Source organism: Luteimonas gilva (assembly GCF_005239095.1).
Classification (GTDB): Bacteria; Pseudomonadota; Gammaproteobacteria; order Xanthomonadales; family Xanthomonadaceae; genus Luteimonas_C; species Luteimonas_C gilva.
Genome location: NZ_SZUA01000001.1, coordinates 1,044,864 through 1,064,380 on the forward strand (window position 1 = coordinate 1,044,864; position 19,517 = coordinate 1,064,380).

20 protein-coding genes and 2 tRNA genes are annotated in these 19,517 nt (G+C 65.6%); 13 read left to right on the forward strand and 9 right to left on the reverse strand.

The annotated features are described in order from the left end of the window. Positions 1 to 142: 142 nt before the first annotated feature. Together folK and pcnB are read right to left on the reverse strand one after the other, a co-directional pair. The gene (folK, locus tag FCE95_RS04845) at positions 143 to 634 is read right to left on the reverse strand and encodes a 2-amino-4-hydroxy-6-hydroxymethyldihydropteridine diphosphokinase (RefSeq protein WP_137265829.1); all 492 of its coding nucleotides are present in this window, start codon (positions 632 to 634) and stop codon (positions 143 to 145) included. Further along, the gene (pcnB, locus tag FCE95_RS04850) at positions 631 to 1,953 is read right to left on the reverse strand and encodes a polynucleotide adenylyltransferase PcnB (protein WP_137265830.1); all 1,323 of its coding nucleotides are present in this window, start codon (positions 1,951 to 1,953) and stop codon (positions 631 to 633) included. The genes folK and pcnB overlap by 4 nt, the downstream gene beginning before the upstream one ends. Before the next feature lie 115 nt (positions 1,954 to 2,068). Between pcnB and FCE95_RS04855 the strand changes: the two genes are divergently transcribed. Both FCE95_RS04855 and fdxA read left to right on the forward strand, forming a co-directional pair. Continuing rightward, positions 2,069 to 2,144: transfer RNA gene (locus FCE95_RS04855), tRNA-Glu, on the forward strand. Between the two features lie 148 nt (positions 2,145 to 2,292). Next, complete coding sequence (gene fdxA / locus FCE95_RS04860) at positions 2,293 to 2,616, forward strand: ferredoxin FdxA (protein WP_137265831.1); 324 nt, start codon at positions 2,293 to 2,295, stop codon at positions 2,614 to 2,616. Here the strand turns inward: fdxA and FCE95_RS04865 are convergent. From FCE95_RS04865 to dapA, 3 genes are read right to left on the reverse strand one after another with little or no spacing between them, the layout of a single operon-like run. Further along, positions 2,613 to 3,131, reverse strand: a complete 519-nt coding sequence (locus FCE95_RS04865; RefSeq protein ID WP_137265832.1) for a hypothetical protein — start codon at positions 3,129 to 3,131, stop codon at positions 2,613 to 2,615. The genes fdxA and FCE95_RS04865 overlap by 4 nt on opposite strands. 19 nt (positions 3,132 to 3,150) lie before the next feature. Further along, positions 3,151 to 3,666 (reverse strand): hypothetical protein, encoded by a 516-nt coding sequence (locus FCE95_RS04870; RefSeq protein ID WP_137265833.1) that lies wholly within the window; start codon positions 3,664 to 3,666, stop codon positions 3,151 to 3,153. 16 nt (positions 3,667 to 3,682) lie between these two features. Continuing rightward, positions 3,683 to 4,585 (reverse strand): 4-hydroxy-tetrahydrodipicolinate synthase, encoded by a 903-nt coding sequence (dapA, locus tag FCE95_RS04875; protein WP_137265834.1) that lies wholly within the window; start codon positions 4,583 to 4,585, stop codon positions 3,683 to 3,685. A 95-nt stretch (positions 4,586 to 4,680) separates the two neighbouring features. Here dapA and FCE95_RS04880 point away from each other — a divergent pair, with 95 nt between their 5' ends. The 6 genes from FCE95_RS04880 (at position 4,681) to FCE95_RS04905 (ending at position 10,573) form a co-directional block, all read left to right on the forward strand. After that, positions 4,681 to 5,316, forward strand: a complete 636-nt coding sequence (locus FCE95_RS04880; RefSeq protein ID WP_137265835.1) for a glycine cleavage system transcriptional repressor — start codon at positions 4,681 to 4,683, stop codon at positions 5,314 to 5,316. Positions 5,317 to 5,376: 60 nt separating this feature from the next. Next, positions 5,377 to 5,850 (forward strand): peroxiredoxin, encoded by a 474-nt coding sequence (locus FCE95_RS04885; protein WP_137266452.1) that lies wholly within the window; start codon positions 5,377 to 5,379, stop codon positions 5,848 to 5,850. Positions 5,851 to 5,965: 115 nt separating this feature from the next. Further along, positions 5,966 to 7,363: a PhoH family protein gene (locus tag FCE95_RS04890; protein ID WP_137265836.1), complete on the forward strand. Its 1,398-nt coding sequence runs from the start codon at positions 5,966 to 5,968 to the stop codon at positions 7,361 to 7,363. Positions 7,364 to 7,418: 55 nt separating this feature from the next. Then, a complete protein-coding gene (locus tag FCE95_RS04895) occupies positions 7,419 to 8,531 on the forward strand; it encodes a serine hydrolase domain-containing protein (protein WP_137265837.1) in 1,113 nt (370 codons plus the stop codon). A 99-nt stretch (positions 8,532 to 8,630) separates the two neighbouring features. Beyond that, entirely contained in the window at positions 8,631 to 8,882 is a 252-nt protein-coding gene (locus FCE95_RS04900; RefSeq protein WP_137265838.1) for a helix-turn-helix domain-containing protein, read from the forward strand. Then, positions 8,879 to 10,573, forward strand: a complete 1,695-nt coding sequence (locus tag FCE95_RS04905) for a SulP family inorganic anion transporter (RefSeq protein ID WP_223266776.1) — start codon at positions 8,879 to 8,881, stop codon at positions 10,571 to 10,573. The genes FCE95_RS04900 and FCE95_RS04905 overlap by 4 nt, the downstream gene beginning before the upstream one ends. 45 nt (positions 10,574 to 10,618) lie before the next feature. Here FCE95_RS04905 and FCE95_RS04910 read toward each other — a convergent pair whose 3' ends face one another. Then, positions 10,619 to 12,181 (reverse strand): MFS transporter, encoded by a 1,563-nt coding sequence (locus tag FCE95_RS04910; RefSeq protein WP_137265839.1) that lies wholly within the window; start codon positions 12,179 to 12,181, stop codon positions 10,619 to 10,621. A gap of 107 nt (positions 12,182 to 12,288) precedes the next feature. Between FCE95_RS04910 and FCE95_RS04915 the strand changes: the two genes are divergently transcribed. The 5 genes from FCE95_RS04915 (at position 12,289) to FCE95_RS04935 (ending at position 17,048) form a co-directional block, all read left to right on the forward strand. After that, the gene (locus FCE95_RS04915; protein ID WP_137265840.1) at positions 12,289 to 13,143 is read left to right on the forward strand and encodes a LysR family transcriptional regulator; all 855 of its coding nucleotides are present in this window, start codon (positions 12,289 to 12,291) and stop codon (positions 13,141 to 13,143) included. Between the two features lie 4 nt (positions 13,144 to 13,147). Then, entirely contained in the window at positions 13,148 to 13,957 is an 810-nt protein-coding gene (thiD, locus tag FCE95_RS04920; protein ID WP_137265841.1) for a bifunctional hydroxymethylpyrimidine kinase/phosphomethylpyrimidine kinase, read from the forward strand. Further along, entirely contained in the window at positions 13,954 to 14,790 is an 837-nt protein-coding gene (locus tag FCE95_RS04925) for an alpha/beta hydrolase family protein (protein WP_137265842.1), read from the forward strand. The genes thiD and FCE95_RS04925 overlap by 4 nt, the downstream gene beginning before the upstream one ends. 99 nt (positions 14,791 to 14,889) lie before the next feature. Further along, positions 14,890 to 15,861 carry an MBL fold metallo-hydrolase gene (locus tag FCE95_RS04930; protein ID WP_137265843.1) on the forward strand — a complete coding sequence of 324 codons (972 nt, stop codon included), beginning with the start codon at positions 14,890 to 14,892 and terminating at the stop codon, positions 15,859 to 15,861. Between the two features lie 80 nt (positions 15,862 to 15,941). Then, positions 15,942 to 17,048, forward strand: a complete 1,107-nt coding sequence (locus FCE95_RS04935) for an alpha/beta fold hydrolase (protein WP_137265844.1) — start codon at positions 15,942 to 15,944, stop codon at positions 17,046 to 17,048. A gap of 197 nt (positions 17,049 to 17,245) precedes the next feature. Here FCE95_RS04935 and FCE95_RS04940 read toward each other — a convergent pair. From FCE95_RS04940 to FCE95_RS04950, 3 genes are all read right to left on the reverse strand, one after another. Then, positions 17,246 to 17,322, reverse strand: a tRNA-Arg gene (locus FCE95_RS04940). Positions 17,323 to 17,652: 330 nt separating this feature from the next. Next, positions 17,653 to 18,795 (reverse strand): sensor histidine kinase, encoded by a 1,143-nt coding sequence (locus FCE95_RS04945; protein WP_137265845.1) that lies wholly within the window; start codon positions 18,793 to 18,795, stop codon positions 17,653 to 17,655. Continuing rightward, positions 18,788 to 19,468, reverse strand: coding sequence for a response regulator transcription factor (locus FCE95_RS04950; RefSeq protein WP_137265846.1), 681 nt, complete (start codon positions 19,466 to 19,468; stop codon positions 18,788 to 18,790). The genes FCE95_RS04945 and FCE95_RS04950 overlap by 8 nt, the downstream gene beginning before the upstream one ends. Positions 19,469 to 19,517 lie beyond the last annotated feature (49 nt).

Sequence of the window (19,517 nt, forward strand, 5' to 3'; positions counted from 1 at the left end):
GCGCTCATCGGCACCGAACGAGGGTGCGGGTTTTTGTAGGAGCGGCTTTAGCCGCGAGCTTTTTCCTTCAAATCGCGACAGCGCAGCGAGTTCGGGGGAAAAGCTCGCGGCTAAAGCCGCTCCTACAAAGAGCGAAGCCGGGTCAGTCCAAGACGGAGATGCTGTCGGTCGGCAATTTCGCCAAAGCCTCCGCGACGGGCCCGACGCCGGGAATAGTCGCTTTCGGCGCGATCTCGGCCAACGGCATCAATGCGAACGCGCGTTCATGCAAACGCGGATGCGGCAGATGCAGGCCGGCTTCGTCGAGCACGGCGTCGCCGTACAGCAGCAAATCCAGATCCAGCGTGCGCGGGCCCCAGCGCCGGTCCGCGTCGCGTTCGCGTCCGTGCGCGCGCTCGATCGCCAGCAGGTGCGCGAGCAACTCCCGCGCGGGCAGCGCCGTCTCCAGCATCGCCGCTGCATTCACGAAATCGGGCTGGTCTTCCAGGCCCCAGGCCGGCGTGCGGTACAGCCGCGAGGCGCGCAACAAGCGGGTGCTCGGCAAGGCCTCGAGTTCGCCGAACGCGGCGCGCAGCGTCGCGGCGGCGTCGCCGACGTTGCCGCCGAGGCCGACGAAAGCGACGACCGGATTCACGCGTTCGCGGACGGGCTGCGCCGGCGCCTGCGGCGGCGGCGGCGCGGCGTCGCTTCGCCTTCCCCTTCGAACAAATGCTCGTCGGACGAGCCGGATTCGTTCTCGCCGGACTGGAGTTGCGCGTCGCGCCAGAACGCCACGTCATCGGCGTGCTCTTCCGAAGCGCTCAGGCGCAGCACCAGGAAATCGTAGGCGGCGCGGAACTGCGGATGGCCCAGCAATCGCGCCACGCGCTTGCGTTGCGAGAAGCGCGACTGCAGCAGCCAGATTTCCTGCATCGGCTGCGAGAAGCGGCGCGGCAACGCGATCGTGGTCGCCTGGTGCAAGGTGACGCGGTCGGCGGCGCGGCGCTGCGCTTCGGCCGGGTGCACGCCTTGGTTCTGCAGCGCGATCAGCGCGCGGCAATAGGCCGGCCACAGCAGCACCGCGAACAGGAAGGCCGGCGACACCGGCTCGTCGTTGGCGACGCGCGCATCGGTCGCGCGCAAGCCTTGCAGCAGCATCCGCCGCAACGCGCCGCTGCGGTTGGCGGCCAACGCCGCGGCGGTTTCCGGCAGCAACGACGGCAGCAGGCCGTGCCGCTCCAAGCCTTCGAAGCCGGCGGCGGCGTGGCCGGACAGGAACAATTTCAGGCATTCCTCGAACAAGCGCGCCGGCGCGGCCTGCCCCAGCAACGGAGCCAGCTCGGGAATCGGCGCAGCCGTGGCCACGTCGATGCTGAAATCGAGTTTCGCCACCAGGCGGATCGCCCGCAGCATCCGCACCGGATCCTCGCGATAGCGTTCTTCCGGGTCGCCGATCAGCTTCAGCACGCGCGCTTCGACGTCCTGGTAGCCGCCGACGTAATCTCGCACCGAGAAATCCTCGATGGCGTAGTACAAGGCGTTGGCGGTGAAGTCGCGGCGGACCGCATCGTCTTCGATGCTGCCGTAGACGTTGTCGCGCACCAGGCGGCCGTCGTCCATTTGGCGGTCGCCGCTGCCGTCGTCGCTGTTGGCGCGGAAGGTCGCCACTTCGATGATCTCGCGGCCGAACACGACGTGGGCCAGGCGGAAGCGCCGGCCGATCAGGCGGCAATTGCGGAACTGCTGCTTGACCTGCTCGGGCGTGGCGTCGGTGGCCACGTCGAAATCCTTGGGATGGCCGCCGACCAGCAGATCGCGGACCGCGCCGCCGACCAGATACGCCTGGAAGCCGGCGTCGCGCAGGCGGTACAGCACGCGCAGGGCGTTGGGACTGATGTCCTTGCGCGAAATGGCGTGCTGATCGCGGGGGATGATCCGCAAGGAAGTGGGGACGGTGTCGGCGGAATTGGGCATCAGGCGCTGGGGTTTCGATCCGGCCGGCTGCCCTGGTCGGCATCCGTTAGCTTGCTATACTAGCAAGCTGCGCTGCATTCCCGGGCGCGCCGGCCGTCCAGCCGGTGATTCCTCCGCTCCCTTCGTCTAGAGGCCTAGGACGTGGCCCTCTCAAGGCTAAAACACGGGTTCGAATCCCGTAGGGAGCGCCACTACGCGGACCCTTCCGCGGGAAGAGCCCGGCTCGGTCGGATCTAAAAAAGCCTAGGCAGCGATGCTTGGGCTTTTTTGTTGGACTTGGGATGACAGCTCGGCGGTGGAGGCTAAACTAAGCGTTCCGGCTAGCAGAACGATCCCGCCATGCCCTTCGTCGTCACCGAAAACTGCATCAAGTGCAAATACACCGACTGCGTGGAGGTGTGTCCGGTCGATTGTTTCCACGAGGGGCCGAATTTCCTGGTGATCGATCCGGACGAGTGCATCGACTGCACGCTGTGCGAGCCGGAGTGCCCGATCAACGCGATCTATCCCGAGGACGACGTGCCGGCGGGGCAAGAACAGTTCGTGGCCTTGAATGCGGAGCTGTCGAAAGCCTGGCCGGTGATCACCACGCGCAAGGACGGATTGCCCGACGCCAAGGATTGGGAAGGCAAGCCGGACAAGCTGCCGCTGCTGGAGCGCTAACGCTTCTTCGGCTTCTTTTTGGCCTTGGGTTTGGCCTTCTTCTCCGGCTTCAGCTTCACCGGCACCCGGTATTTTTCGATCTCCAACGGCACGCGCTGCTCGAGCATCGCCAGCAATTCGTGCGCGGGCGCGCCGGTATCCGGCTTGCCGTCAGGCAATAGCGCGAAAACGCGGGTGCGGACGACATCGCCGGGCTTCTCCAGCACGACCGGCTGAGCGCGGATCAGTAGCGCTTGGCCGCGGTAGCGGACCGTGTACAGGCCCATCATCTGCGCGCGGCTTTCGTATTCCACGCCGGGCGTGCGGACCAGGATCTGGCCGACCGTGTTCCAGGTGTCGTTGGCGTTGTCGGCGACGACGAATTCGGCCGGCACGGGCGGCGGCACGACGGCCGGCGGCGGCGTTTCCTTGCGCGGGCCGTTGCAAGCGGCCAGCAGAAAAGCCGCCGCGATCGCGGCCGACCACGCGCCGCCCCGGGTCGCGCGCGCTTCGCGCTTGCCGGGGACGTGCGTCATGGGGCTTGGCTCGGTCCGCTCAGTTGCCCAAACCGTTCTTGAGCGCCGCCATCAGCTTAGCCGGCGCTTCGCCCGTGGCCGGAAGGCCGCGCGGATCGACCGCGGAAACGTAGGTGCCGCCGCTGACCTGGGTGATGCGCACCAGAAACTTGCTGCCTTCGTAGTCGACGTCGTAAGTGCCCAGGATCTGCGCTTTGCTGGCGACGGTGACGCCGCTGGTCGCGGCGAGCACTTCGCCGACCTTGGCGAAGACGTCGTCGCGGGCGCCGGTGGTGCTGAAGCCGACCGGCGACGGCGCGTTCGGATTGCCGCGCTGCGCGGCCACCTGCGAAGCGGTCACGCTGGCCGGCAAGTTCATCGCGGTTTCGCTGCTAGGGCGGTCCAGGCCCGGCGGAATCTCCAGCGGACGTTCTTCGGCGCTGAGCTTGTAGGCTTCGTTGTCCTTGCGGAACCAACGGCAACCGGAAGCGCCGACGACCGCCACCGCGAGCAAAGCCACGGCGAGGTAACGGAATGAAGCGGTGGTGTAGCGCATTCGGACTTTCTCCAGGTCAGGCCGCGAGCGGATCGCGGCAGGCGTTTTCTAGTTCGAGGACGGCGGCGGCGCAGCGCTCGGCGGCTGCCGTGTGCGTTGCGGACAAGGGCAACAGCGGCAGGCGCAGGCCATGGCCGATGCCCAGCCGCTGCAGCAGTGCTTTCAGCGGAATCGGATTCGGCTCCACGCCGAGGAAGTCGTAGACGGCGCGCATCCGCGCATCCCAGTCCTGCGCGGCGGCGTCGCCGGCGCGGGCCAAGTCGCACAGGCGCCGGAAAGCGCGCGGCAGCACGTTCGAGGCCACCGAGATCACGCCGTCGGCGCCGGCCAGGATCGCGCGGCAAGCGGTCGGGTCGTCGCCGCTGAGCACGGCGAAACCTTCTTCGCGCAGCGCCAGCCATTCGGCCATGCGCTCGGGTTCGCCGCGCGCTTCCTTGATGCCGACGATGCGTTCGTGCGCCAGCAGGCCGGCGACGCTTTGCGGCTGCAGATCGCAGCCGGTGCGGCCGGGCACGTTGTACATCACCACCGGCAGCGCGCCGTCGTCGGCGATCGCGCGGAAGTGGGCTTCCAATCCGGCCTGGGTGGGACGCACGTACGGCGGCGTCACCACCAGCGCGAAGTCCGCGCCGGAAGCGGCGGCGCGGCGGGTTTGCTCGATCGTCTTGGCGGTATTGGAGTGGCCGGTGCCGGCCAGCACCGGGATGCGTCCGGCGATCTGCTCCACCGCCGCCCGCAGCAACGCGTCGTATTCCGCATCGTAGAGCGCAGCGGCTTCGCCGGTGGAACCGGCGACCACGACGGCCTGGGTGCCGCCGTCCAGCTGCGCCTGCAGCAGGCGGCGCCAGGCGTCCAGGTCGATTTCGCCCGACGCGGTGAAAGGCGTCGCCAGCGCGGTGATGCTGCCCGAAAGTCGCAAGCGGAATGCTCTTCGTGGTGGCCCGCGCAAGGCCGCGCAGGCGTGGTGACCGAGGTTTTTCACATGTTACTTGCGGCTTGAAAGCAGGGGCAAGTATGCTGGCAGCGGCCTCCGGCCCGAACCCGGGCTGCCGTTCATATCACTACGCTGCCGCGGACGCCGCCTTGACCGATTCCGATACCGCTCCCCGGCCCTCGCCGAACGAGAATTACCTGCTGATCAACGCCTATACGACGCACCCGCAGTCCCCCTTGCTGGGCGTGACGCGGCGCATCGCCGACAGCGGCTGCAATCTCGTCGACACGCGCCTGAGCACGGTCGGGCGGGACGTTTCGGTCACGGCGCTGGCGGTGGGCTCCTGGGATTCGGTGGCCAAGCTCGAAGCCATGCTGACCCGGCTCGAGCGCGAGGAAGGCCTGAAACTGGTCTGGTACCGCACCGGGCCCAAGCCGGTGCAGTCCAATTTGTTGCCTTACGTGGTCGAAGTGGTGGCCTCGGACAAGCCCGGCATCCTGTTCCAGCTGGCCGATTTCTTCGACCGCCAGGGCATCACCATCGAAAGCCTGCACTGCTCGCGCTACCGCGCGATGCAGACCGGCGCGGACATGTTCTCGGCGCAGCTGACCATCGGCGTGCCGGCCGACATGCACATCGCCGCGCTGCGCGACGATTTCCTCGAGTTCTGCGACCATCTGAACCTGGACGCGATCATGGACCCGATGAAGTTCTGAGGAACGCGTGCAGGCTCCCGCTTCATCCGCAACGACAGGAACGCCACGATGGCCAGCGCGATGATCGATGTAGGCGACAAGGTCCCCAAGCTTCCGCCCCTCGCGCTGTCCAGCGGCCTGACGACCAAGATCTCCGATCACGCCGGCCACTGGCTGGTGCTGTACTTCTACCCCAAGGATTCCACGCCCGGCTGCACCACCGAGGGCCTGGAGTTCAACGCGCTGCTGCCGAAGTTCAAGAAGCTGGACGCGACCGTGCTGGGCGTGTCGCGCGATTCGCTGAAGTCGCACGCCAACTTCTGCGCCAAGCAGGGCTTCAAGTTCGACCTGGTCAGCGATCCCGACGAAACTTTATGCAACGCGTTCGGCGTCATCCAGGAAAAGCAGCTGTACGGCCGCAAGTACATCGGCGTGGTGCGCAGCACTTTCCTGATCGATCCGAAAGGCCGCATCGCCCAGGCCTGGCGCAACGTCAAGGTGCCCGGCCACGCTTTCGCCGTGCTCGACGCGCTGAAGGCGGCCCAAGACCAGTGAGCAGCGGCCGCTCGCTCCGCACCGCTCTTGTGGGAGGGCCTTCAGGCCCGACAGTCGGGCCTGAAGGCCCTCCCACAAAATCGACAAAACCGTTTCCACTCCGCAGGAAAGCCCGATGACCAAAGGCAAGCGCATCTACGTGCTCGACACCAACGTACTGATGCACGACCCGACCGCGCTGTTCAAATTCGAGGAGCACGACGTGTTCCTGCCGATGCAGGTCATCGAGGAGTTGGACAACGGCAAGAAAGGCACCTCCGAAGCCAGCCGCAACGCGCGCCAGGTCAGCCGCTTCATCAACGAGCTGATCGAAACCCAGGGCACCGACAAGATCTCCTCCGGCCTGACCTTGTCTCGCCCGAACGGTCTGCAATTGCGCGCCGCCGAAAGCATCGGCCGCCTGCAATTCCAGACCGGCGCGCTGGAAACGCGAAAGCGCGGCGACGACAAGATTCCCGACAACGACATCCTCAGCGCCATCGTCGCGCTCAAGCACGCCGATCCGGGCGTGCCGGTGGTGTTCGTTTCGAAGGACATCAACCTGCGCATCAAGGCGGCGATCGCCGGCATCGCTTCGGAAGATTACGAGAACGACCGCGCGCTCGACGATTTCAGCCTGCTCTACACCGGCGCCAACGCGCTGCCGGAGGATTTCTGGCAGCGCCACGGCAAGGACCTGAAGTCCTGGACCGAGAAGGGCCGCACCTATTACGAAGTGAAGCCGGACGAGAACGACGACTGGTTCCCGAACCAGTACCTGTACCTGCCCGGCGACGACGAAGCGGAAATGCGCGTCGTCAAGGTCGACGAGAGCAAGGCCACGCTGCAGATCGTCGACGACTACCGCGGCAACCAGCATGCGGTGTGGGGCATCACCGCGCGCAACCGCGAGCAGAACTTCGCGCTGAACGCGCTGATGGACCCGGAAATCGACTTCGTTACCCTGCTCGGCACCGCCGGCACCGGCAAGACCTTGCTCGCTTTGGCCGCAGGGCTCGCGCAGACGATGGACCAGCAGCGCTACCGCGAGATCATCATGACCCGCGCCACGGTCAGCGTCGGCGAGGACATCGGCTTCCTGCCCGGCACCGAAGAGGAAAAGATGACGCCGTGGATGGGCGCGCTGACCGACAACCTGGAAGTGCTGACCCACAACCAGGAAGGCGGCAGTTGGGGCCGCGCGGCCACCAACGATCTGCTCGCGTCCCGCATCAAGATCCGCTCGCTGAACTTCATGCGCGGCCGCACTTTTCTCAATCGCTGGCTGATCCTGGACGAGGCGCAGAACCTCACGCCCAAGCAGATGAAGACGCTGATCACCCGCGCCGGTCCGGGCACCAAGATCGTCTGCCTGGGCAACGTCGAACAGATCGACACGCCTTACCTGACCGAAACCACTTCCGGCCTCACCTACGCCGTCGACCGCTTCAAGGGCTGGGCGCACAGCGCACACGTCACCTTGCGCCGCGGCGAGCGTTCGCGCTTGGCGGATTACGCTTCGGAAGTGCTGTAAGCCGGTTCGCAGCGCCTTGTATTTTCTTGGCCCTTTTCGAATACGGGAACAATCCATGTCGCGCATCAAATCGGTCGTGGCGGTATTCGCGGCAGCCTGCATCGCCGCCAGCGCAGCTTGTTCCCATGCCAGGCGCGAATCGGCCCCGGCGATCGGCTTCTCGCCTCCCGAAGGTTTCAACGGCGTCGTTCTCGTCGCCAGAGGCAGAGGCGAAGCGCCGCAGGTGATGACTTACGGCATCGCCGATGCGGAAGCCGGCCGCAGCGCTTCCAGGACGACCAAGTACCAGATCGGATCGGCGTCCAAATTCCTGACCGCCGTGACGATGCTCCGGCTCGCGGACAAGGGAAAAATCGCGCTGGACGCGCCGATCGGCACCTGGCTGAAAGACTTGCCGTACAAAACCAAAACTTCGGTGACGCTTCGGCACCTGCTCACCAATAGAAGCGGCATCCCCAACGGGGTGATGGCCGTCTACAAGACCGATCGGAGCAAGGTGGAGCGGGACATCCCCGCAGCGGAGGCCTCGCGATTGTTCGGAAGCGATGCGCTGACGTCCGAGCCGGGAACGCAATGGGATTATTCGCTCACCAATTGGGTCCTGGTGAGGGCGATCGCGGAGCAAGCCTCGGGCCTGCCTTTCGAACAGGTCATGCACGAAGAAGTGTTCGCTCCGTTGGGCATCGCCCACAGCGGAATACCCGGGATGGCCTTCGAACTCGAGGACGCCGCGGCGGGCTATGCCGCGCTGCAACCGGCGCCGGTCCGCAAGACGAATCGAATACCGCCCTATGCCGCGGCATCTGGCACGGTCTACAGCACCGTCGACGACCTGCGCGCGCTGATGGACGGCGTTTACCGCGACGGTTACCTGTCGCCTGCTTCTTTGCGCGAATTGGCCACCGTGGCGGTCCCGGACCAAGCCTACGCGTTGGGCGGTCGCGTGATCGACCTCACCGAGGGCGAAGCCACGAAGATCCTGTGGGAACCCGGGGAAACCGGCGCCTACCGGGCCGTCATCGCCTACGAACCGGTAACCGGCGCCTGCGTCGTCATCCTCAACAACACCGGTCTCCCGGCCGATCAGATCGGCGACAGCGCCAAGCGATTGATGCGCGAAGCGTTGCGCGGTTCGCAGCGGCAGTCTGGAAGCGAAACGAAATCCTGACACGGGCTGTTATGCGGTGATGTTTTTTGCATCACAATGCATGCTTTGAATTTGCATAGGCATATCTGAAGCCCAATAATCGGCTTCGGAGGCATGCCCATGATCTCTGCAGCCCAGATGCGCGCCGCACGCGCCTTGCTCGGCATCGACCAGCGTACGCTGGCGCAGGTGGCCGGCGTTTCCTTGCCCACCATCCAACGCATGGAAGCCAGCCGCGGCAACGTGCGCGGCACGGTCGAGACGCTGACCAAAATCGTCGAAGCCTTGGATGCCGCGGGCATCGAGTTGATCGGCAATGAACAGCCCAGCCAAGCCCGCGGCCGCGGCGTGCGGTTCAAGGAACCGTCGTGACGCCTGTGAAATTTTCCCGGTACGCGGGCATGTTCGTGCCCAAGCTATATACCGTGCTGCGCCAGGGCTACGGTTGGAGCGATCTGCGCGCGGACGCCGTCGCCGGATTCACCGTCGCTGTCGTCGCGCTGCCTTTGGCGATGGCTTTGGCGATCGCCAGCGGCACCACCCCGGAGAAAGGTCTGTACACGGCCATCGTCGCCGGCTTCTTGATCTCTGCGCTCGGTGGCTCGCGCGTGCAGATAGGCGGACCGACCGCAGCCTTCATTCCGGTAGTGTTCGTGGTGATCCAGAAGTTCGGCTTCGGCGGCTTGGTCTTGTGCACCTTGCTGGCCGGCTTGATGCTCATCGCAGCCGGATTGATGGGCCTGGGCACGCTGATGAAGTACATGCCGCAACCGGTGATCACCGGCTTCACCGCCGGCATCGCGGTCAGCATCTTCTCCAGCCAGGTGAAGGATCTGCTCGGCTTGCGCATGGACGCCGTGCCGGCCGAATTCATCGCGCGCTGGAGCGCATACGCGAAGCATCTGGGCACCGCGCAGCCGGCGGCGATCGCGTTGGCTGCGCTCGGTATGGCCGCGATCCTGGCCTTGCGCCGCTGGAGGCCGGGTTGGCCGGCTTTTCTGATCGCGCTGCTGGCCTGCACGGCGGTCTGCGTCGCATTCGCGATGCCGGCCGAAACCATCGGCAGCCGCTTTGGCGCGCTGCCTACGGCCTTGCCGGATTTCGATTTTCCGCGCATTCCATTCGAGCGGACCTTCGAACTGCTGCCCAGTTCCTTCACCATCGCCTTCCTCGCCGGAGTCGAATCGCTGCTGTCGGCGGTGGTCGCGGACGGCATGATCGGCGGACGGCATCGTTCGAACGGCGAGTTGGTCGCGCAAGGCGTGGCCAACGTCGGCTCGGCGCTGTTCGGCGGCCTGCCGGCGACCGGCGCGATCGCGCGCACTGCGACCAACGTGCGCGCCGGCGCGCGTTCGCCGGTCGCGGGCATGTTGCACGCCGCATTCTTGCTGCTGTTCATGCTCTTGCTCGCGCCGCTGATGCGCTACGTGCCGTTGGCGGCTCTGGCCGCCGTGCTGCTGGTCGTGGCCTGGAACATGAGCGAATACCAGCATTTCCGCCACACGATGTCGGCGCCGAAAGGCGATCGGCTGGTGCTGCTGCTGACCTTCTTCTTGACGGTGTTCTTCGACCTGACCGTGGCGATCGAAGCCGGCATGGTCGTCGCCGCTTTCGTCTTCATGTTCCGCATGGCCGAAGCGGTCGAAGTGAGTTCGGGCGTACGCCTGCTGGACGAGAACGGCGCGGAAGAAGATCCCCAAGCCGCCGACGACGACCAACGCGCGTCGCTGCCCAGGGGTGTGGAGGTATTCCAGATCAACGGGCCCCTGTTCTTCGGCGCATCCAACCGGCTGGACAATCTGCTCGACCAGTTCATCTCGCCGCCCAAGGCCTTCATCTTGCGCATGCGGTTGGTGCCGATCGTCGACGCCAGCGGCGTGCATGCGCTGAAGACGCTCGCGGAGCGTTGCCGGCGTCGCGGCATCGTCCTCATCATTTCGGGGCTGCAGCCGCAGCCGCGCCGGGTGATCGCGGACATGCATCTGGACGAACGCGAGGGCCTGCACTTCGTCCCCGATTATCCACGGGCGCTGCAATTGGCGGAGTCCATCGTCGCAGATTAGGACGCGATTGATCGACGGCCGCTCTCCCGCTTGTGGGAGAAGTTTTCATCCGCCGCCTTCCGAAGCGCAAGCCGGTGCTTCGACAACGGCCCGCCCGCGCGAAAAAATCGCGGCGCTGAGCGCGGCGATAGCCCAGACGCCGATGCCGCCGTAGAGCATCACATTGCCGAACCCGTCGGTGAGCGCGGCGCGGACGACGTCGCCGGAAGCATCCAGCGCCGCCAGTTGCGGAAATTCCTGCCGCACGGCCACGAGGTTTCCGCCCGCGAGCCGTTCGGCGATGGCGCGCAACTGCGTCGCGTCGAACGCGGCGCCGAAGGCTCCGCGCAGGGAGGCATGGATTCCCGCCACCAGGATCGCGCCCATTACGGCGATGTTGATCGCCAGCGTGATCAGCCTGGCGCTGATGTCCATGCCGGACGCCATGCCGGCGCGATTCGCCGGCACCGAGCCCGTGGTCATGTTGGTCGCCGGCGTGGTGGTCAGACCCAGGCCGATGCCCGCCACGAGCGCGCCCGGCAGCACGGCCAATCCGCTGCCCTGCCCGAAACCGCTTCCGAGCTTCATCAGCAGGAAGCCCAGGCCGATCGCTAACAATCCGGCGGGAATCACAATGCTCGCCTGATAACGCATGAGCAGGTATTGCGCGATCGGCGGCATCACCAGATACGGCAGTGTGTAAGCGAGCAACAACAAACCCGTCGCAGTGTTGTCGTAGCCGAGCGCCGCGGAGAAATACAGCGGCAGATAGATCATGAAAGGCCAGTAGCTCAAATTCATGCCCACGCAGCCGAGGATCGCGCCGGAGAAATCGCGGATCTTGAACACCGAGAAATCGAACATCGGATGCGGGTGGAATTTCTCCACCAGCACGAAGGCGACGAGACTCACCAGCGTCGCGGCGGCGACGCCGAGGATGATCCAATTGGAGAAACCGAGATCCGCGCCCTGCGTGATGGCGTAAGTGAGGCCGAGCACCGCCGCGGTCAGCGTCAGGATGCCGAGCAAGTCCAGCTTCCCTGCATGCGGATCCCGCGACTCCTGCACGGCGCCATAGGTCAGCACGATGCCGAGCGCCGCCAACGGCACGTGCGCCAGGAAAATCCAGCGCCAGTCGAGCACGGCGAGCATGGCGCCACCGATCGCCGGACCGAAGCCCAGGCCGATGCCGGAAACGACGCCCCAGATCGCGAACGCATGGCCGCGGGCCTTTCCCTCCGGAAATTGGTGCGACAGCACGGCGATCGAGCAGATCAAGATCGCGCCGCCCGCCATGCCCTGCAGGAAACGGCCGACGATCAGCCAATGCGTGTCGGGCGCCAGCCCGCACAGCAGCGAGGTGAGGCCGAACGCGACGGTGCTGACGACGAACACACGCCTGCGGCCGAAGCGATCGGCCAGCGTCCCGGTGGCCATCAGCACCGTGGTGCAGGCGATGGTGTAGGCATTCATGATCCACTGCAGCGCCTTGAAATCGGCGCCGAGGACCTTCTCCAGGTCCGGCAGGATGATCGGCACGCTGGAGATCTCCAGGCCGAACATCAAACCGGCCAGGCAGATGGCGATCAGGGCGATGGTGTTTGAGCGGCTGGAAGGCGCGGCGGGCATCGATCAGGGCCAACGGGAGGTTGCGGCCCATTCTCGGTAGCCCCGCAACATGATTCAAACGAATAAATTTCATTTTATTAATCGATAATATTAATTAATATGCCGCCATGAACTTCGATCCCACCCTGCTGCGCACCTTCGTCGCGGTACAGGAATCCAAGGGATTCACCAAGGCGGCGGCGCGGTTGCACCTTACCCAATCGGCGGTCAGCCACCAGATCCGCCGTCTGGAGGAACAGGTCGGCCGCCCCCTGCTCCACCGCACGACGCGGCGCCTGGCCCTGACCGAGGACGGCGAGGAATTCCTGCGCCACGCCGAACAGATCCTGCATTCCTTCGACGCCCTCGCCCAGCGCTTCCGCACCTCGCCGATCTCCGGCTCCGTGCGCTTCGGCGTGCCGGAAAGCTACATGGGCGAGCGCCTGCCGCAGGTGCTCTGCCAGTTCCGTCGCGCCTTCCCCGATGTACGGCTGGAAGCGAGCGTGGCGGTGAACCTGGATCTGCATCGCATGGTGCAGACGGGAGAACTCGATCTCGCGGTCGTACCGGTGGTGGCCGGCGCGATGGAGGGCATCCTGCTGCAGCGCGCGCCGCTGCACTGGGTCGCGACCGAGAACTTCGAATTGCCGCGCGAGGCCTCGCTGCCGATCGCCTTTTCCGCACCGCCCTGCATCTGCCGCCTGCTGACCCTGGAAGCCTTGAACGCCACCACGCTGCACTGGCATTCCGTGTTCACCTCGCCCAGCTTGGCCGACCTGCGCGCCGCGGCGCTGACCGGCCTGGCCATCGCGGCGCTTTCGCCGCAGAACATGCAACCCGGAATGAAGATCCTCGACGGGAACTACGGCCTTCCGCCCTTGCCGGACCTCGACACGCTCCTGATCTATGGCGAGGACGAACCGACGCCCGCCGTGCGCGAATTCGGGCGGCTGATCCAACAGGAATCAGCTGCCGCAAAATGAGCGCATGACCGACCGCCTCCCGCCTTCTGCCCTCACCGTCGCCGGCTCCGATTCCGGCGGCGGCGCCGGCATCCAAGCCGATCTCAAGACCTTCGCCGCGCACGGCGTGCACGGCTTGAGCGCGATCGCCGCGCTGACCGCGCAGCACACCCGCGGCGTGACCGCGGTGCACGTGCCGCCGATCGATTTCCTGCTCGCTCAGATAGACGCCTGCTTCGAGGATTTCGAGATCGGTGCGGTCAAACTGGGCATGCTGGCCAATGCCAGCGTGATCGGCGCCGTGGCCGATGCGCTGCGCGCGCATGAACCGCCGTTCGTGGTGCTCGATCCGGTGATGGTGGCCACCTCCGGCGCACGCCTGCTCGAACCTGAAGCGCTGCAGGCATTGCGCGAGCGGCTGCTGCCGTCGGCTTCGGTCGCCACGCCGAACCTGCCCGAAGCCGAACTGCTGCTCGGGCATCCGATCGCCGACCGCGACGGGATGCGCACGGCGGCTTCCGAATTGCTCGATCTCGGCGCCCGCGCCGTGTTGCTGAAGGGCGGGCATCTGATCGACGAAGGCGACGTCGTCGACATCTACGCCGACGCCGGTGGGCTGCGCGAGATCGCCCACCCGCGCCTGCGCATCGAAGCCCACGGCACCGGCTGCACGCTCGCTTCGGCGATCGCCGCGAATCTCTGCTTGGGCCTGTCCGTCGCCGACGCCTGCGCAGCCGCGACCGATTACGTGCATCGCGCCTTGCGGCAGGGCTATCGGCCCGGCCGAAGCGATATAGTCGTGCTCGATCATTTCGGCGCCGCACGGACGCAATGACGACTCGAGCCCACGAATACCCCGTCGTCGCCGACGACGGCCATCGCTGGACGCTGCTTGCGCGCATTCCCGAACGATCGCGCGCATCGCTGCTGTGGCTGCCGGCGCTCGGCGTGGCGGCGAAACACTACATTCCCTTCGCCGAATCCTTGGCGCAACGGGGCGTCGCGGTGTTCCTGCACGAATGGCGCGGCAACGGTTCGAGCGATGTGCGCGCGGATCGCGCGCACGATTGGGGCTATCGCGAATTGCTGCTGCAGGATTTGCCGGCCAGCGAAGCCGCCGTCGCGCAGGCGGCGGCCGGCAATCCCCGCCTCATCGGCGGCCACAGCTTGGGCGGGCAGCTGGCTTGCTGCCGCTTGGGATTGGCGCCGGGCATCGCGCAAGGCCTGTGGCTGGTGGCCAGCGGCTCGCCGTATTGGCGCACGTTCCCTGCTCCGAACCGGCTTTGGTTGCCGCTGGCCTATCGCTTCCTGCCTTGGCTGGCGCGATGGCGCGGCGCGCTGCCGGGACGCCTGATCGGTTTCGGCGGCAACGAGGCGCGCGGCGTCATCCGCGATTGGGCGCGCAGCGGCTTGAGCGGGATCTATCGCGCGGAAGGCATCGCCGCCGACATGGAAGCGGGCATGTCGCAGATCCGGCTTCCGGTGCACGCCTTGGTCATGGCGGACGATTGGCTGGGCCCGGCCGCTTCGCTGCGCTTCCTGCTGTCCAAGCTGCCGGAGTCGCAAGCCGAGGTCGAGATCGTCGACGCGTCCGCGCTGGCCGCGCGGGCCGATCATTTCGCCTGGATGAAGAAGCCGGATGTCCTGGCGGCGAAATTCGCCGGGTAATGCGGTCGCATAAGGCGGTAGTTCAACGTTGTTTCGCAGTTACAACGATATTCGCCGCCTACTCATCGCGATGACTGGCGATACCTACCGGAGAGATCGATGAAAACCCTCGTCTTGCTCGCTGCCCTCACCATCGCATCGGCGTTGACCGCCTGTTCGCGCCAAGCGGAAGCGCCCGCGCCCGAAACGCCTCCGGCGACGGCGCCCGCCGCATCGGCCCCCGTTTCCGATAACAGCGATGCGAAGACTTTCGCCCTCGGCGCTTATTCGGCCATCGCCCTGCGCGACGGCGCGTTGGAATTCGCCAACGACGGCAAAACCTTCGGCGTCGGCCATAAGCCCGAGGAAGTCGCCGCGCTTCTGACCGGCGCCGGCCTGCCGACGGATAAATTGGACTTGAGCCTGCAACCGCTGCTGGTGAAAACCGCGGACAAAGTGCTGCTGTTCGATACCGGCGCCGGCACGAACATGGGCGCGAGCGGCGGCAAGCTGCCCGCCTCTCTGGCGGCCGCGGGCGTCGATCCCGCCAGCGTCACCGACGTTTTCATTTCGCACGCCCACGGCGATCACGTCGGCGGCCTGGTCGGCGCCGACGGCGCGCTGGCTTTCCCCAACGCCACGATCCACATCTCTTCGCCGGAGTGGGCCTTCCTCGCCGGGATGGACGCGGAAACGGCGTCGCATGTGGCGATCGCCGCGCATCCCGCCTTGGTGGCCGCGATGAAGCCCAAGGTCGCCGCGTTCGCACCCGGCGCGGACATCATTCCCGGCGTCATCAAGGCCGTCCAGATCAAGGGCCACACGCCGGGGCATTCCGGCTACCTGATCGTTTCGAACCAGGATTCGCTGCTCTACATCGGCGATGCGATGCACCACGCCATCGTGTCGGTGCAGAAACCGGACTGGACCATCGCATTCGATTCCGACGCCCCCGCTGCGCAAGCCAGCCGCGAGGAGTTGCTCGCTCGCAGCGCCGACAGCGGGCAGCGCATCTATGCCGTGCATTTCCCGTTCCCGGGCGTGGGCAAGATCGAGCGCCGCGGCGGCGGATTCGTCTGGGTTCCGGAATAAACGAAGGACGCCGCAGATCCGCGCAACCGCATCGACGTAGGACGTATCTCCTGTCGGAGACGAACCCGAGGAGATGAACGATGGTCGAATGGATCCGCGCGGCGGCACTCGCCGCGGCGCTGACATGGGGCGGCGCAGCGGCGGCCGCGAACGACGACGGCTTGCGCGAAGCGGCGCGGATCGTCGGCGAGGCCCAGAAAATCCTCGGCGAGGACGGCATCGAGACGACCGAACAGGTCGAACTGGGCGGCATTCCGCAGACGATCAACGTACGCGGGCGCCATCGCGACAATCCCCTCTTGCTGGTGCTGCACGGCGGCCCCGGCTTGCCGATGATGCCCGTCGCCCACCAATACCTGCGGCCGCTGGAGGAATTCTTCACGGTCGTGCAATGGGACCAGCGCGGCGCCGGCAAGACTTATGCGGCGAACGATCCCGAAAAAATCGGGCCGACGATGAGCGTGGAGCGGATGGCGGCCGATGCCGAGGAACTCGCCGCCTATCTGCGCAAGCGCTATCGCAAGGACAAGATCGTGCTGCTGGGCCATTCCTGGGGCACGGTGCTCGGCACCCGGCTCGCGCAGAAGCATCCGGATTGGTTCTACGCCTACGTGGGCGTCGGCCAAGCGGTCGATGTGCAGGAGAACGAACGGCTCGGTTACGAAGCGGTGCTGCGTTGGGCACGGTCGCAAGGCAATGCGCAGGCCGTGCGCGAGCTGGAAAGCATCGCGCCTTACCCGCCCGATCCCACGAAGATGTCGGTGGCGCGGCAACTCGAGATCCTCGACCTGCAGCGCAAATGGCTGACCCAGGCCGGCGGCTACCTGTGGCGACGCACGGACGACCACTATGGCGACATCGTCGGCCTCAGCCCCGAGTATTCGCCCGAGGACAAGACCGCATGGGCCAAGGGCTTGGGTTTCAGCCTGGAAACCCTCTGGCCGGAAATCGTAGCGCTGAATTTCCAAGCCGCGACGCGATTCGATTGCCCGCTCGTGCTCTTCCACGGCCGCCACGATCTGAATACTTCCGCCGAACTGGCCGGACGCTGGTTCGAAAGGATCCAGGCGCCTTCGAAGAAAATGGTGTGGTTCGACTATTCGGGCCACATGGTCTTCGAAGAGGAACCGGGGCGCTTCATGCTGGCGCTAGTGCGGGATGTGCTGCCGCTGACCCGCAACCGCTAGCGGTCGGCTTTCGTGGAGCCGAGCCTGCTCGACTGCTCTTCGTCCACGAAACGAAGCGTTAGGTCTCGTTGCGAAAAGCAGTCGAGCAGGCTCGACTCTACAAGTGCGCCTTTCGCTTTGTAGGAGCGGCCTCAGCCGCCTCTACAAAAGCGGGAAAGAAAAAAGCCAGCGATCGCTCGCTGGCTTTTTTCTTTGGATGGCGCGCCCGGAGAGATTCGAACTCCCGACCCCCAAGTTCGTAGCCTGGTGCTCTATCCAGCTGAGCTACGGGCGCAGAAGCGGAATTGTGCCGAATATGACCAGCATCGGTCAATTCGATTTGCATCTTTTTTGCCGGATCGGCCGGCCGGCCGCTCGTTCGGAAGGCGGAATTTCCGCGACTTCGAACTGACGGAAACAGAGGGAGTTACGTCGTCTAACCTAGCCCTCGGCCTCGTAAGCCTTTGATGCTGCTGGACCGCTTGGCACAGTCGTCCAAGGGATATCCAAGCGCAATCATACCGTTTGCCACGCCCTCCGCGGAAGCCCTTGCACCCCTAGACCGATTACCCTTTGCGAAAGTGCCGCCCAGAGGATTCCGGCCGGGCGGGCAGACCGTGGAGGGTCATTTGCTGCCAAACCCCGGGCTAGGCATTGGGCGCGGGACTCCTTGGGGTCCAATAGCTCGGGGCAGTTCTACGGTGACGCGAAGCCCACCGGCGGAACGGGGTACGAGGGTGAGCGTACCTTCATGCGCGCGAGCGATGCTTTCGGCGATGGCTAGGCCAAGGCCGACGCCTGCGTGGCCGTCGCGTGTCCGTTCGGTGCCCCGCTGAAACGGCTCGACGAGCGTGGAGACGAGCTCCGGACCGAGCTTCTCGCCGGTATTTTCCACGCTGAGCGCCACGCTCGTCGGGCCCGATTGAGTGGTGATCCAGACCGACCCTCGCTCAGGCAAGTTGTGAACGATCGCGTTGTGAACGAGGTTCGTGGCCAACTGCAACAGCAGCGTAGGCGAGCCGATGGCCAGGGCCGCCTCGCAGGAGACCTCGAGGCCGATGCCATGCTTTTCCGCGAGAGGCAGGAGCGTTTCGGCGGCCTCTTCCGCCAGAAGAGAGAGGTCGACCCGCTCTCTGGCGAAAGAACGCTGATCCGAGCGGCTAAGCAGGAGCAATGCTTCGGTAAGGGCGATGGCTCGGGCATTGACGATGCGCAAGCGTTCGATCAGCTGGACACGTTCGTGGTCCGGATCGCTGTCCGCGACATCGAGAAGCGCCTGCGTGATCGCCAGCGGCGTGCGAAGCTCGTGGGAAGCGTTGGCTGCGAACCTCTTCTGTTCGGCGACGTGCGCGGCCAGCCGCGTCAACATGCCGTCGAAGGCATCGGCGAGTTCGCGGAACTCGTCGTTGCGCCCTTCCATGCGGATCTGGTGGGAGAGCAAGCCATTGGCGGCCATCCGGGTGGCGTCCGTGATGCGGGTCAAAGGGGCGAGCATCCGGCCAGCGAGGAACCACCCTCCCACCAGTCCGAATGCCAATAGAAACCCGAGCACCACGGCTGCCGCTGTGCCGAAGACGCTCGGCCCGAAGTTGGTCGGATCGAATACGCGCAGGACGTTGTCGAGTCTGGGCACGAGACTGCTTATCGGGCGATCTCGCAGCAGGAACACCCACACCGCGGTGAGCAGCAAGGCGCCTGCGAGCATCAAAAAGCCGGCATAGCTGAGGGCGAGTTTGAGGCGAACGCTTAAACCGGGCGCTCTATTCATCCGCGCTCTCGCCTTTCGTGTCGATGCGGTAGCCGACACCGGGCACCGTGGCGATGAGCCAGGGATGGCCCAGGCGTTTGCGCAGGGCCGAGAGCGTGATGCGCACGGCATTGGTGAACGGGTCCGCGTTTTCGTCCCATGCGCGCTCCAAAAGCTCTTCGGCGCTGACGACGCCGCCTTCGGCGGCGACGAGCACTTCCAGCACAGCGAACTGCTTCCGGGTCAGCGCCACATAACGGCCGTCACGATAAACCTGCCGGCGAAACGGATCTAAGCGAAGACCCGCGATCTCACGCACCGGCGGCCTCGCGCGTGCGCGTCGCCGGTCGAGCGCTCTGAGCCGGAGCACGAGTTCTCGAAGCGCAAAGGGCTTGGTGAGATAGTCGTCGGCGCCCAGTTCGAATCCCGATGCCTTGTCGTCGAGCCGGTCGGCGGCGGTCAGCATCAGGATCGGCATCCCGCGGTTCGAGGCGACGATGGTCTTGGCGATCTCGTCGCCCGAAGGGCCGGGAATATCGCGGTCGAGGACGGCGACATCGTAGGTATTGATGCTCAGCAGTTCCAAGGCGGCATGCCCGTCGCCGGCGATGTCCGCACTGATCGCTTCCAGCCGCAGGCCGTCGCGAATGGCCTCCGCAAGATAAGGCTCGTCCTCGACGATCAATACGCGCATACACCGTCATTGTACGAGACCAACATATCGTTTCCGTATCGAAAAAAGC

Bases quoted from the DNA above. Each gene is read 5' to 3' on its own strand.
- pcnB (WP_137265830.1), bottom strand. From the start codon at position 1,953: ATGCCCAATTCCGCCGACACCGTCCCCACTTCCTTGCGGATCATCCCC.
- fdxA (WP_137265831.1), top strand. From the start codon at position 2,293: ATGCCCTTCGTCGTCACCGAAAACTGCATCAAGTGCAAATACACCGAC.
- FCE95_RS04865 (WP_137265832.1), bottom strand. From the start codon at position 3,131: ATGACGCACGTCCCCGGCAAGCGCGAAGCGCGCGCGACCCGGGGCGGC.
- FCE95_RS04870 (WP_137265833.1), bottom strand. From the start codon at position 3,666: ATGCGCTACACCACCGCTTCATTCCGTTACCTCGCCGTGGCTTTGCTC.
- FCE95_RS04880 (WP_137265835.1), top strand. From the start codon at position 4,681: ATGCTGGCAGCGGCCTCCGGCCCGAACCCGGGCTGCCGTTCATATCAC.
- FCE95_RS04885 (WP_137266452.1), top strand. From the start codon at position 5,377: ATGATCGATGTAGGCGACAAGGTCCCCAAGCTTCCGCCCCTCGCGCTG.
- FCE95_RS04890 (WP_137265836.1), top strand. From the start codon at position 5,966: ATGACCAAAGGCAAGCGCATCTACGTGCTCGACACCAACGTACTGATG.
- FCE95_RS04895 (WP_137265837.1), top strand. From the start codon at position 7,419: ATGTCGCGCATCAAATCGGTCGTGGCGGTATTCGCGGCAGCCTGCATC.
- FCE95_RS04900 (WP_137265838.1), top strand. From the start codon at position 8,631: ATGATCTCTGCAGCCCAGATGCGCGCCGCACGCGCCTTGCTCGGCATC.
- FCE95_RS04910 (WP_137265839.1), bottom strand. From the start codon at position 12,181: ATGCCCGCCGCGCCTTCCAGCCGCTCAAACACCATCGCCCTGATCGCC.
- FCE95_RS04915 (WP_137265840.1), top strand. From the start codon at position 12,289: ATGAACTTCGATCCCACCCTGCTGCGCACCTTCGTCGCGGTACAGGAA.
- thiD (WP_137265841.1), top strand. From the start codon at position 13,148: ATGACCGACCGCCTCCCGCCTTCTGCCCTCACCGTCGCCGGCTCCGAT.
- FCE95_RS04925 (WP_137265842.1), top strand. From the start codon at position 13,954: ATGACGACTCGAGCCCACGAATACCCCGTCGTCGCCGACGACGGCCAT.
- FCE95_RS04930 (WP_137265843.1), top strand. From the start codon at position 14,890: ATGAAAACCCTCGTCTTGCTCGCTGCCCTCACCATCGCATCGGCGTTG.
- FCE95_RS04935 (WP_137265844.1), top strand. From the start codon at position 15,942: ATGGTCGAATGGATCCGCGCGGCGGCACTCGCCGCGGCGCTGACATGG.
- FCE95_RS04945 (WP_137265845.1), bottom strand. From the start codon at position 18,795: ATGAATAGAGCGCCCGGTTTAAGCGTTCGCCTCAAACTCGCCCTCAGC.
- FCE95_RS04950 (WP_137265846.1), bottom strand. From the start codon at position 19,468: ATGCGCGTATTGATCGTCGAGGACGAGCCTTATCTTGCGGAGGCCATT.